The organism is Cytobacillus spongiae (assembly GCF_021390075.1).
In genome coordinates this window covers 1,320,475-1,332,903 of sequence record NZ_CP089997.1, presented here as the reverse complement: position 1 = coordinate 1,332,903, position 12,429 = coordinate 1,320,475, and the positions used below count along the sequence as shown (strand labels likewise).

Genomic DNA, 12,429 nt, shown 5'->3' with positions numbered 1-12,429 from the left:
TTCCTCATAAAAAAACACCAACAACAGAAAATAAGATAAAGGAGTGATAATTATGGTTAAAAAAAATGAAGACCATAAGAAATTAGGGATTGATGAAACACTTCCTCATCAAATAAATGCTCCAAGCTTTAAGGGGACAGGAATAAAAATGGATCCTCCCTTTCAAAATTCCTTCGGAGTGACAATAGGAGATAGTATGTATGCCTCAAAAGATTCTCCCTTAGAAAATTGGTCGGATGAGGTTGACCCCTCTATTATGGCAGGTGATCAATGGGTACACCCTACTAATGATATTGGATGGAACACAACTGAGAATAGAGAGCTGTTAGAGAGCAAGAAAAATCCTAATGCGTATCCATTCATGCACCCATCAAAAGATGTCGGACATGGAAATGATTAATAAAAAGGGTTCGGAATAACCGAACCCTTTTTGTTACTCTACCCTATAATGACACGTTCCTTCGGATAATGGAAATTCGCCTGCTTTTCTTTTCCGCCTATGATAAATAAAAACGTTAGTATTCCAATTCGTCCTATAAACATTAAAATCATAATCGTAATTTTTCCAATATTTGAAAGCTCTGGGGTAATACCAAGACTTAGTCCACATGTACCAAATGCAGAAGCAACTTCAAAGATGATGGCAAGTATTGGTTGGTCCTCTGTAAGCATAAGAATAATTACACTCGTAAAGCAAATGAACATCGCAAACATCGATACAACAAGAGACTTAATGATATCTTTTTCATGCAACTCACGATTAAACAAACGAACCGTTTGATTCCCTCTTGCAAAATGAAATAAAAATAGAATATTTAATGCAAAAGTAGTTGTACGGATTCCACCACCAACAGAACTTGGAGATGCACCTATAAACATTAAGGCTGACATAAGCAAGAGAGTAGGGTCAGAGAATTGACTTACATCCATCGTAGCCAGTCCGCCGCTTTTCGTCGTTGCTGATTGAAAGAAGGAATAGAAAAAGGCCTCATGCCATACCATATCTGCAAAAAACTGATTAAACTCTAATGCGAAAATGGCAATCGTTCCAAAGATAAGTAATACAAAAAAGATAAAGCTCGTTAGCTTCGTATAAAGTGAAAAATGAATTCTTTTTGTTTGGTCTCTGTTAAATAAATAATTCTTCGTCTCAATTAAAACTGGAAAACCAATTGCACCTAATGTGATCAAAATAATCGTAATAAATTGAACGAAATAGTCATTGGCAAAAGGTATTAATGAATAGCCTGTAATATCAAAGCCAGCATTTGTAGTGGCACTAACAGATGCAAATAGTCCGTGGAGAAATGCTTCTTGCCATGTTGGATAATAATTCAAAAAGTACACACCTAGAATAAGTGCCCCAACAGCTTCAATAAGAATAATAATCCCCAAAATTTGTTTTAAAAGTTTAACAAGCCCTTCCAAACTAGACTGATTTTGATCGGTCATAATCAGCTGACGTTCTCTCAGTCCAATTTTCTTTCCAAGAATTAACCAAAAAAACGTTCCTAAAGTCATAATCCCTATTCCACCGAACTGCAGAACAAACATTAGGATAAAAATCCCCGTTACACTAAAAGTATCTGCTGTACTTACCGTCGTTAACCCCGTTACACTAACAGCACTAACAGCAGTAAACATGGCATCAATAAAGGTCCATTTCGCACCTGGCTTATGAGCAACCGGTAAGCTAAGTAAAATCATGGATATCGAAACGGCAATTACATAATATGAAACAATAATTTGTGCAGGTGTGAGATCCTTTGTAAACCACTTCTTTTTAATATTCATCTATCTAATATTTCCTTTCAGCTTTTCCCTTATCCTATGATAATGAAAATCCAGCTATTTTTAAACCCTATTCGGAAATTTATAGAACATTTTTATCTTCTCCAAAGCATGAAAAATCTTATTCCCCTTCCGAAAAACAAATCAATTGATCAATTAACTATCTACATGCACCCTTCCATAGGAATCATTTATGATTTCAGATAAAATAAAGGTAATTAAAAAGGAGGCATGTAAATTAATATGCTATCTGTCGAACTAGCTGAAAAAATCGTCATAGAACTTCGAAAATTACTAAATGAAGAGTTAATCGTTGTTAATACACTAGGAATCATTATTGCAAGTACAGACAAGGATCGGGTAGGAAAATTTCATGAAGGAGGTTTAATAGTCTGTAAAAGCCAAGAAAAGCTAATCATTTCCAAAGAAGATCAACTTCTTTTAAAAGGGGTCAAAGCAGGTATTAATCTCCCCGTTTTTTCCCAAAAAGAAGTTGTTGGAGTCATTGGAATTACTGGCGATCCTGAAGTTGTCTCTCCTTATGGAGAAATTATTCGAAAAATGACAGAGCTGCTTATTAGTGAAAGCTTCTACGCAGAACAATTTGATTGGAAATCACGGGCTTTGGAAGCATTTGTATTTGATTGGCTACAACTAAAAGAACCTGACCCTTCCTTTCTAGATCGAGCTCAGCTATTAAAGATAGATCTATCCATTGATCGTTTTGTCATCATTTCCGAATTTGGTTCTTCAAAACAACCATATTACAGAGACCAATGGTCTTCGATATTTTCTTGGAATGTGAAGGACGAGCAAGACATAATTGTTCGCTGGGGGCATAATCGGGTAATTGGCCTGTTTCAAAGGTGCAAGAATCGGTCTTTCTTAATCGAAAAAACAACTAGATTTCATCATTTTCTCCAAGACCAATTACAAACAAATGTGTCAATTGGGATCGGACAACCTGTTAGCTATAATTATATGGATCAATCGTATAAACAAGCTGAACGGGCTTTAAAAGCAACAAGTGGTGCAAACGTAATACTATTTGATGAAGATCTTCTTCTTGAAATGATTCTCGACGAAGTCAGCCTTGATACGAAGATACAGTTTATGAATCGCTCTATTGGCCCAATTTTATTGCAACAAGACTTACTAGATACACTCATTGAACTATTTAAACAGAATTATTCACTAAAAAATACGGCTCAATCTCTACATATTCATATCAATACGCTCCATTATCGACTTAAAAAAATCACTGAATTAACAGATCTTAGTCCTAGTATCATTCAAGATCAAATCACGCTCTTTTTCGCTCTCCAAATACTAGATGAATGTACAAAAAACAATAAAGATATCTTTTAATTTTCGTATACTCATACATAGAAGGCTATAGGGTTTTCTTTTATACTTATACCATCACTTAAATTGATTAAACATTAGTAGGTAGGGGATGGATTCATGATAAGTAACCAGATTAAACAGTTGATGATTGCGATAATTGGAGAGGAAAATTACGATGATACGAAAGCGGGAAGGCTTGTCTATTCATATGATGCAACACCTAACTTTCAGTCAATGCCTGATGCAGTAGTTAGCCCTCGAAATACGAAAGAAGTGTCTGAACTCGTAAAAATTTGTAATGAATACAAAATCCCTATCGTTCCTAGAGGTTCTGGGACCAATTTATGCGCAGGTACCTGTCCAACAGAAGGCGGGATCATATTCTTATTCAAGCACATGAACCAAGTTCTTGAAATTGATGAAGAAAATCTTACCGTTACCCTTCAACCTGGGGTAATTACACTTGATATGATTCAACAAGTAGAGGCTAAAGGATTATTTTATCCACCAGATCCAAGTTCGATGAAAATCTCTACGATCGGGGGGAATATTAATGAAAATTCTGGAGGTCTCCGAGGCTTAAAATATGGCGTTACTCGCGATTATGTAATTGGACTTGAAATTGTACTTGCAAATGGAGACATTATCCGAACAGGAGGAAAACTTGCAAAGGATGTAGCAGGCTATGACTTTACAAGATTATTTGTTGGCTCTGAAGGAACGCTAGGAATTATTACAGAAGCCACCCTGAAGCTAATTCCGATGCCTGAAACCAAAAAAACGATGCTGGCACTTTATCAAGATCTTGAAGCTGCTGCACAATCTGTATCTGCAATTATTGCCAATAAAATTATCCCCACAACCCTTGAATTTTTAGACCAACCTACTTTAGAGGTCGTTGAGGCATATGCTCAAATTGGCTTACCAACAGATGTAAAAGCGGTTCTTTTAATTGAACAAGATGGCTCGCCAGAAGTCGTAGTGCGAGATATGGAAAAAATGGCTGAAATTTGTAAGCTACAGCATGCAGTTAGTGTGGAAGTTGCAAAAACAGAAGCAGATGCAGAAGCATTAAGGACTGCTCGTCGCTCTGCCCTTTCTGCATTAGCACGACTAAAGCCAACGACAATCCTTGAAGATGCTACTGTCCCTCGTTCAGAAATAGCTAAAATGGTCCAAGCGACCAACGAAATCGCTGAAAAATATCAAGTAAAGATTTGTACGTTTGGTCATGCAGGTGATGGGAACCTTCACCCCACTTGTCCTACAGACGCTAGAGACCATGACGAAATGGAACGTGTTGAAAAAGCATTTGAAGAGATTTTTGAAAAAGCGATTGAATTAGGTGGAACGATTACAGGGGAACATGGTGTAGGAGTTATGAAAGCGCCTTATTTAGAATTAAAGCTTGGAAAAGAAGGAATTGCTGCTATGAAGGCTGTTAAAATGGCACTTGACCCAAATCAGATTATGAATCCAGGCAAAGTGTTTGCAAAGGATAACAGAAAACGTGTGGTGGTAACCAAATGACAACAGCATCCGAACAGCAAAAAATTCAACAAGCTTTTCAAGAAAGAATGAATGAAGATGAATTACTAAACTGTATGCGCTGTGGCTTTTGCTTACCTTCTTGTCCAACATATATCACATCAGGTCAGAAAGAAACACATTCTCCCCGTGGTCGGATTGCATTAATGAAGGCAGTTGTCGATGGGTTCATTGAACCAGATGAAGATGTGGAACGTTCATTAGATCTATGTTTAGGCTGCCGTGCATGTGAACCTGTTTGTCCTTCTGGAGTAAAATATGGTCATTTACTTGAAGAAGCACGAGATATTATTCAACAAAATAAAAATCAGTCTCTATCTGAAAAGGTTATTAGAAAAACGGTATTTGATGGTCTATTTCCTCATCAAGAGCGCATGAGAACGGTAACTGGATTACTAGGATTTTATCAACGGTCTGGATTACAAACCATAGCGAGAAAAGTTGGCTTTATGAAGCTTTTCCCTGAAAATATAGCCACCATGGAAAAAGTGCTACCAGAGGTTCCAACGATGAAGGAAATGAAAAATCGTCCAGCCCATTTAGGAGCGATTGGAACACAGCAGAAAAGGGTGGCTTTTTTCTCAGGATGCTTGATGGATACTATGTTTCTTGAGACGAATAATGCCACGATGAAGCTCCTTCAGCTAGCAGGCTGTGAAATTGTCATTCCACAGGATCAAGCTTGCTGTGGCGCCTTACATGGTCACAGTGGTGAAAAAGAAACCTCAAAGGAGCTTGCGAAACGAAATATCCGTGCTTTTGAAAAGTTAGAAGTAGACTATATTATTACGAATGCTGGGGGCTGTGGTGCATTTTTAATCGACTATGATCACCTATTAAAAGATGACCATCAATGGAAAGAGCGTGCAGTTACCTTTACCCAAAAATTAAAGGATGTTAGTGAAATCTTATATGAACTGGAGTTCTTCAAAAGAAACGACTTTAAACTTCCGCACCAAATCATTACGTATCAGGATTCATGCCATTTACGAAATGTCATGAAAACAGCAGATGCTCCTAGAACCTTATTAAAAGCCATACAAGGAACTGATTACATCGAAATGAAAGATGCAGATCGTTGTTGTGGTTCAGCTGGTATCTACAATATAGTCGAATCTGAAATGTCCATGCGTATATTAGATGATAAAATGGTTAAAGCCAAAGCTACCCATGCAACAACAATAGTTACCGCAAACCCTGGGTGCTTGCTACAAATGAAGCTTGGGATTGAACGTGAAGGACTCTCCAAACAGATGCGTGCTGTTCATATTGTTGACTTATTACTTGAAGCAACTGGAGAAAAGCCTGAATTACATTAATTTCTTATATAAGGAGAGCATGTGATGATTTTTGACTATCATATGTTCTCCTTTCTTCATAGCTCTTATTTTTGTTAAGCAAAGGTATTTTCCTTTTCATTTCATTCTTCCAAAACTTTACCACTAATGAAATACGAAAGCTGATACATACTAGAGTTACAGAGAGCAATTTTGATCTCTGAATTCATTCAAAGGAGTTGAGATCGATGGCAAGAAGCAGCAATAAATTATTAGTGCCAGGAGTAGAGCAGTATCTAGATCAAGTAAAATACGAAATTGCGCAAGAGTTTGGCGTAAACTTAGGCTCTGATACAGCAGCACGTTCAAATGGATCTGTCGGTGGAGAGATAACGAAAAGATTAGTTCAACAAGCACAATCTCAACTGAACGGTCAAAGCCAATCTTAATTAAATAATATGGATAAAAAGTCCGGTCATTGCTGACCGGACTTTTCTTGTTCTCTTTCTTTTTTCTTCATTTCTTTTTTTTCTTCTTTCACTTTTTGTTTGATTTCTTTTTTGGCTTCTTTTTTAATTTTTTTTAGTTGCTGTCGGTTTTCTTTAATTTCTTTCTTTACTTCCTTCAGTTCTTTACGTTTCTCTTTTAGCTGGTTATTTTCTTTCAATACCTCTTTATTTTCTTTCAACTCACTCTTAAGATTTTTCTTCTGCTCTTCAAGCTGATTTGTTAGCTGATTCAGTTCATTTAAGTCTTGTTGCATGGAATCGTCATTCTTATTCAACTTCTCTTCTACTAATGGCTGTTTACTTGATGGATTAATTGGTGATTCAGTTGAATTCGATTGCTTTTCCCCATTTTTTTCAATAGTTACTGGTTCTTTTTTCTGAATCTTAATCATTTGTTTTTCTTTGTATACTCCAGCCGTTACACCTTGCTTCTTAGCTTTTTCTCGATCAACTTCAGTTGCTTCTATTACCGTAAGTTCCAGCTTTTCCTTTTCAACATCTTTTTGGATAGTAGAAATTTCTTTTTGTAGCTGTTTATCCGTTTCTTTTTCTCGTTTACCTTTGTATACTGTCGCAATTACTACTTCTTTATTTCTATTCATATACCCATGTTTCTCAATTGCAGCAAGTATTTGTTTGGCAACTGAATGAACTTCTTGACCTTTCCAGTCTTGAAGCTCCTTGACAATTTCAGTGCCCTCCTTGTTATATGGTGTAAGCTCCACAACCTCTAATTTTTCATTAACCCCAAGTTCTATACTCGGATTGATATCAATCGACATATATGCATATACCTGATCATTTTGGTAAAAAGGAAGGAAAGATACAATCGCAAGTATAAAAGCAAGCGCAACAGATATAATCGCTTTTTTCTTGAATATAGAAAATACAGAAGCAAATGATGGTTTATTTGCCTTTTCTTCTTCTGCTACTACAGGAAAAAAATCGATTTCTTGTCCCACTGTGTAATCCTTTTGTTGCTTTCTTGCTCTTAGAAATTCACCATTTGGGGTCAATAATGTTAAAAAACGCTCGTCTATTTCCATAATTATTCCCTTTCTCACGTTTCCAACACCCCTTTAATATAATCCTTTAAAAAATAATAATCCCCTATGAGAATGAGAGAAATGGCAATAATATATTTTCGATTACGTTCAATCGTCTTCCTGCTCACATTTACACGCTTCTCTAACTGCTTTACAGGCAATCTCTTTTTCTCTAACAGCAGCTTTTGAAGCTCTTCATCCAGTACAAGGATTTGGGCAACAACCATCGCATTTTTTCTTGCGTCCGCATGTTTAGGAGATTGTTCAACTAAGTCAGAAAATGACAAGTCATATTCCTTTAATACAGATGAAAAATGTATAATTTCTTCTCTTCTTAATTCATCATCAGATTTTTTTATATAATCATCAATGGAAATATGTTCTTCTATCGATGTTTTTGGACTTTCATCCTCATTGTCTTCTTTTGTTAAATCAAAGCTTAAATTTTGATGTCTTGATTGTTGTCGAATATAATCAATAACTCTTCGTTTTATTATAATTTCTGCAAAGCTTAGCAAAGAGCTACCTTTATCAGGGCTATACTTTTGAATGGCCTCATCAAAAGCAATCAGGCCAATGCTATATTCATCATCTGATTCATGTATATATCGTTTACAAACAGATGAAACAGTCTTGGCAATAAAAGGCTTATACGAATCAATAAGTTCATTATGAAGCGTTTTATCACCATCCTGTACTAAACGAACCGTTTCTTCTAGTGTTCGCTTGCGTTTTTTGGCCATAAACAGTAGGCTAAATAATTGCATATAGTCTCACCCCTTTTGTACACTGTATATTATACGGTGTTGTGTACATTTTTTTAAGGGTAAGGTATTGGAAAAAGCATTAACCTTTACAAAATAGGGCTATTGACTTACACGAATCAAAACAATAAAGGCTTTAATCTATTCCTTGTCCTTGCTTTCTGGCTTACCATTTTGCTTTAATTCTTTCACTTTGTTTTGAGCATTTTCACGATTTTTTTTTGCCTTGTCCTTTGCTGCTTCACGGTTTTGTTTGGCTGTTTCTTTTGCTAATTCGCTGTTTTCTTTTGCCTTTTCTTTTGCTAATTCATGATTTTGTTTGATTTTTTCTTTCTTTTCATTATCTATTTCTTTTGCTGTTTCTTGTTTTTGCTTAGCTAATTGATTTGTTGTCCTATGTGTAGCCTTACTAGCATCAATAATTTGCTGCTCACTTTTATTTCCAATGCTACGAATGGTTTCAACGTCCTCACGATTGCTGCTGTCAGGATCTACTGTTGCCTCATTTGAGGTTGAGACTTTTTCAGTTGTAAAATCATTAACTACTTCACCGACTTCTAAACCCTCTGATTCAGCTTCCATTTTACTTATTTTTTCAAAAAATTTTGCATAGCTCTTTTCGATATTTTTTTGAAGTGCAGCTTTGGCAGTAGGATTTTTCACTTTTTCCATAGCTGCTTGAAGTGCAATGATATGTTGTGAAAATATGATCTCAATCTCCGAGTGCGTGGTACCCTCTTGATCCTCTTCCACTTCTTCAGAAAGATTCTCTTCTTCATTTGCTTCTTCATTCGAAATTGGATCTTGAAGTGCATGGTTATCTGATTCCATTAGATGGTCTTCTTCCATTAATACCTTAAGTTCATCCATATCTGAAAGAGCGTTTTCCAAAAGCTCAATCGCTTTTTCATCATTTCCTTCAGCAAATAAGGCTTCTGCTTCTGCTAGTCGTTCTGTAGCGAACTCAGCTATAAGCTTAGCTTCTTTTTCATCATCTAGTGTAAATGCAAGCTTAATTTTCTCTAGTGCAAGCTTAGCAAAATAGAAGAAGTCTCCTGGAATAATCGATGGTACTTCACCCGCTTTTGAATCTTCATTTGAATCGATAATCACTCTATCTACCGATTGATCGTTTTGAGTTATTTCATTTTCCTCTACGTTTTCTGTTGTAGAAACTATGGAGTCTGCTTCACCTTGTTCATTGGCGTATGCTTGAGTTGTTGAAAAGGTAATTGTACTTGCTAAGACAAGTGCTATACTCGTTTTTGCCACTTTGTTCAAATCTTTATTTGGTAAAATTCCCATTGTTCACCTCATATAATTTTGTAACGGCGCCGTGTTTTCATTAAATGGTTACGTAAGGAGTTCAACGGTTTATGGGGGTTTTTCTAATAAAATTATAAGAAATAATTTTTAGCATGATATATAATTTAAAAAACAGTCCTTCCATGAAATCGAACAGTGAAAAGATTCTGAAAGATGGGATTACGTAAAGATACTTACCCCCTAGTTGTCTATGTATATTTACAACTTGAGCTATATGCATTTAATGCACCGAATAAAATATCATAACAGATCAAAAAATAGAATAACTTACATAAAGGAGTGAGCAAGAATGGAACAAAATAGAGTTAAACAAATTTTATCTTCTTCAGCAGATATTGACGTAAGATATAATGGGGTTTCTGTTTGGATCGATGAATTACATGAAGATGGCACAACTGCTACTGTTCATTTAAGAGGACCGCTTGAACAACGCTCTACTGTCAATATTTCTGAGTTAATAGAGGGATAACCAACACAAAGCCGCCAACTACTGGCGGCTTTGAATGTATATCATTAAATATTTTAGTAATAGACCAATTACAATCCCTGGAATCAAAAATAGCATGGGTAAAAACACGGGACCAATCAGTACACCATATAACTTTAATTTTGCCGAATAAAATACCCCAACCGTAACAGAATATGCACTAAAAACAAACGGGAGATAAGAATATTTCTCATCTTCGCTCATAACCGATCGATATCCATCCCATAATGCATACATATATAGACACGGATAAAATAAAATCCATTGAAAATTAATCGTGTTCAATGCTTGTTCAATTTCCCCTTGAAAACTATAAAGAATCGCTAAATTAAAACGGGCAAACATATTAATTGTTATTTCTAGGAAAATAAATAAAATCCCTTTTACATATTGCCGCATCAATAATTGACTAAACCCTGGTAATGCAATATTCCAAAGCATTACTTCTAGCTTCCCAAGTTTTTGCATCCATCATCACCAAAAATCCTTTCGTTAACACTAGTTTGCTCCTTTTTCTTTTCCAATATCAGTAAAAATTTTATTGATTTATTACAATATTCGACATAAAGGGTATAAAGCTCATTTACTAAGACAATTCCTATAAATAGAAACCATATCATAAATCATAAAGAGGGAAAAAAGATGATTATTTTCGCGTATCTCACGAACCGTAGTCCCCTTTTACTCGCCTGATTTACTCTACAAAGTTACGTACATCTTTTCGGACTTTGCTTGTCTTGGAGCCTCATCCCTTTATAAAGCCTTAGTATCAGATTTCTGTTCGTCAAGCCAAGATTTTATTCCTCGCTTCCTCCAGCCCTTATCTCACAATAAGCACCTTGTGCTTGCTTAGTGGTTGGCTGATGTGTACCCACAGTGGACCTCCACCACCACACCTAGATCGTTGCCATGCCTGGCACACAAGAAAAAAGGCCTTTTTTTATCAAGGCCTTTTCTTTCTTTTAAATCCTTCTCTATTTGCATCTTTATCTTTTATATACATTTTTCGGTTTCTCATTAAGATTCCATTCTATCGCTTTATCTTGCAAATACTTTACCCAGTATAATTCATCCTCATGAATTGTTGGAATTACTTCTAGAGCCCACATTTTTACAACTTAGCGACCAACTTTCAATATCCGATCTATCGAAATATTCCCATCATCTATCTAGGTAATAGATACTTGATAATGAGGATTAGATTTATGCTTCTCATAAAAATTTATCATGGAAGGGATCCCTTCTTTAAAATCTGGACAGACAATTCCTGAATCTTTGAGATCTTCAATTGTCTGTGAACAGTCAAAATTCCCCATCCATGTAAAATAATCAATCGTTTCCTTCTCCACTTGTAAATATGTTCTAACCATTTTTAAAGAAAGTGCACATTTTACTATCCATATTGGCAAACTACCTATTAATTTCTTTTTCAATAAATATTCGACCATCATCTCATAAACCTCAGATACTCTATAGGGGTTTGGGTCTGTTAAATGATAGGTTTTCCCTATTCCATTTTCGCTAAAGCTTAAATAGACTGTAGCATTTAGAATATAATCAATAGGAACTAGATTAATAACTGCTTCAACACTTCCAATCCTTGGAATAAAAGGGGAAAGTCTTAATTTATCTAGAACATTCAATATGAAATATGGCCCATCAAACTTAATCGTTTCACCTGTTTCGGAATGTCCCTTTACAATTCCTGGTCTAATAATGGATACAGGAATGTGTGCCTTTAATTCATTTACTAAGACTTCAGCTTCATATTTCGTCTCTTCATAATAATTTTTAAATGCGCTCGGCTTTTGAAGTTCATGCTCATAAAGAACCCCTTCTCGAAAACCAGCAACATAGGCTGTACTAAAATAGACATATCTCTTTAGATTCCGTAGCTCCATTACCCAATCATTCATATTTCTAGTTCCATCTACATTAACTAGATAGGCAATATCCTTTGGCACAGCTAGATCATAAATTGCTGCAAGATGAAATACATGGGTAACATTATGTATTAATTCCTGTTGTTGTTCATTTGAGATACTTAGTCCTTCCTTTGTAATATCTCCTATAACTAGGTGAAACTGTTCCTCTTTTAAATTTAGTTCTCTTATGATATTTTTCCTTTCTATTGAGGCTTTTTCCATCATACTTGGGAGCACAAGTGCATAAACGCTCCCTTGAAGCTCGTTGTTTTCAACTATTTTACGAATAAGCTGATTGCAAATGAATCCAGGGAACCCCGTAAAAAAATATTTCATCTCATCACCACCCCTTTTTCCTTATTTTAACTATATGTTATGGAAATGAGAAATATTTTATTTGATTATTCAG

12 protein-coding genes are annotated in these 12,429 nt (G+C 35.6%); 6 read left to right on the top strand and 6 right to left on the bottom strand.

The genetic code is table 11. The annotated features are described in order from the left end of the window. Positions 1-52: 52 nt before the first annotated feature. Positions 53-400, top strand: coding sequence for a DUF3905 domain-containing protein (locus LS684_RS06850; RefSeq protein ID WP_233810872.1), 348 nt, complete (start codon positions 53-55; stop codon positions 398-400). A gap of 38 nt (positions 401-438) precedes the next feature. Here LS684_RS06850 and LS684_RS06845 read toward each other — a convergent pair whose 3' ends face one another. Beyond that, positions 439-1,794: a TrkH family potassium uptake protein gene (locus LS684_RS06845; RefSeq protein ID WP_233810871.1), complete on the bottom strand. Its 1,356-nt coding sequence runs from the start codon at positions 1,792-1,794 to the stop codon at positions 439-441. Between the two features lie 240 nt (positions 1,795-2,034). Here LS684_RS06845 and LS684_RS06840 point away from each other — a divergent pair, with 240 nt between their 5' ends. From LS684_RS06840 to LS684_RS06825, 4 genes are all read left to right on the top strand, one after another. After that, positions 2,035-3,159 (top strand): CdaR family transcriptional regulator, encoded by a 1,125-nt coding sequence (locus LS684_RS06840; RefSeq protein WP_233810870.1) that lies wholly within the window; start codon positions 2,035-2,037, stop codon positions 3,157-3,159. 96 nt (positions 3,160-3,255) lie between these two features. Then, positions 3,256-4,668: a glycolate oxidase subunit GlcD gene (glcD, locus tag LS684_RS06835; RefSeq protein WP_233810869.1), complete on the top strand. Its 1,413-nt coding sequence runs from the start codon at positions 3,256-3,258 to the stop codon at positions 4,666-4,668. Then, complete coding sequence (locus tag LS684_RS06830; protein WP_233810868.1) at positions 4,665-6,005, top strand: (Fe-S)-binding protein; 1,341 nt, start codon at positions 4,665-4,667, stop codon at positions 6,003-6,005. The genes glcD and LS684_RS06830 overlap by 4 nt, the downstream gene beginning before the upstream one ends. A 206-nt stretch (positions 6,006-6,211) precedes the next feature. Then, positions 6,212-6,412, top strand: coding sequence for an alpha/beta-type small acid-soluble spore protein (locus LS684_RS06825; protein ID WP_233810867.1), 201 nt, complete (start codon positions 6,212-6,214; stop codon positions 6,410-6,412). 26 nt (positions 6,413-6,438) lie between these two features. On the opposite strand, the gene LS684_RS06820 is transcribed toward LS684_RS06825, so the two are convergent. The 3 genes from LS684_RS06820 to LS684_RS06810 all read right to left on the bottom strand — a co-directional run bounded on the left by LS684_RS06820 (position 6,439) and on the right by LS684_RS06810 (position 9,587). After that, the gene (locus LS684_RS06820) at positions 6,439-7,536 is read right to left on the bottom strand and encodes an anti-sigma factor domain-containing protein (RefSeq protein ID WP_233810866.1); all 1,098 of its coding nucleotides are present in this window, start codon (positions 7,534-7,536) and stop codon (positions 6,439-6,441) included. Continuing rightward, entirely contained in the window at positions 7,533-8,285 is a 753-nt protein-coding gene (sigI, locus tag LS684_RS06815) for an RNA polymerase sigma factor SigI (protein ID WP_233810865.1), read from the bottom strand. The genes LS684_RS06820 and sigI overlap by 4 nt, the downstream gene beginning before the upstream one ends. Before the next feature lie 138 nt (positions 8,286-8,423). Further along, a complete protein-coding gene (locus LS684_RS06810) occupies positions 8,424-9,587 on the bottom strand; it encodes a DUF5667 domain-containing protein (protein ID WP_233810864.1) in 1,164 nt (387 codons plus the stop codon). Positions 9,588-9,897: 310 nt separating this feature from the next. On the opposite strand from LS684_RS06810, the gene LS684_RS06805 reads away from it, so the two are divergent. Next, positions 9,898-10,077, top strand: a complete 180-nt coding sequence (locus LS684_RS06805; RefSeq protein WP_233810863.1) for an H-type small acid-soluble spore protein — start codon at positions 9,898-9,900, stop codon at positions 10,075-10,077. 18 nt (positions 10,078-10,095) lie between these two features. On the opposite strand, the gene LS684_RS06800 is transcribed toward LS684_RS06805, so the two are convergent. After that, on the bottom strand, positions 10,096-10,563 hold the full coding sequence (locus LS684_RS06800; protein ID WP_233810862.1) for a hypothetical protein: 468 nt from the start codon (positions 10,561-10,563) through the stop codon (positions 10,096-10,098). A 701-nt stretch (positions 10,564-11,264) separates the two neighbouring features. Continuing rightward, a complete protein-coding gene (locus LS684_RS06795; RefSeq protein ID WP_233810861.1) occupies positions 11,265-12,356 on the bottom strand; it encodes an SDR family oxidoreductase in 1,092 nt (363 codons plus the stop codon). Positions 12,357-12,429 lie beyond the last annotated feature (73 nt).

Coding starts and splice junctions, on each gene's coding strand:
- LS684_RS06850 (WP_233810872.1), top strand. CDS start 53: ATGGTTAAAAAAAATGAAGACCATAAGAAATTAGGGATTGATGAAACA.
- LS684_RS06830 (WP_233810868.1), top strand. CDS start 4,665: ATGACAACAGCATCCGAACAGCAAAAAATTCAACAAGCTTTTCAAGAA.
- glcD (WP_233810869.1), top strand. CDS start 3,256: ATGATAAGTAACCAGATTAAACAGTTGATGATTGCGATAATTGGAGAG.
- sigI (WP_233810865.1), bottom strand. CDS start 8,285: ATGCAATTATTTAGCCTACTGTTTATGGCCAAAAAACGCAAGCGAACA.
- LS684_RS06805 (WP_233810863.1), top strand. CDS start 9,898: ATGGAACAAAATAGAGTTAAACAAATTTTATCTTCTTCAGCAGATATT.
- LS684_RS06825 (WP_233810867.1), top strand. CDS start 6,212: ATGGCAAGAAGCAGCAATAAATTATTAGTGCCAGGAGTAGAGCAGTAT.
- LS684_RS06840 (WP_233810870.1), top strand. CDS start 2,035: ATGCTATCTGTCGAACTAGCTGAAAAAATCGTCATAGAACTTCGAAAA.
- LS684_RS06800 (WP_233810862.1), bottom strand. CDS start 10,563: ATGCAAAAACTTGGGAAGCTAGAAGTAATGCTTTGGAATATTGCATTA.
- LS684_RS06795 (WP_233810861.1), bottom strand. CDS start 12,356: ATGAAATATTTTTTTACGGGGTTCCCTGGATTCATTTGCAATCAGCTT.
- LS684_RS06845 (WP_233810871.1), bottom strand. CDS start 1,794: ATGAATATTAAAAAGAAGTGGTTTACAAAGGATCTCACACCTGCACAA.
- LS684_RS06810 (WP_233810864.1), bottom strand. CDS start 9,587: ATGGGAATTTTACCAAATAAAGATTTGAACAAAGTGGCAAAAACGAGT.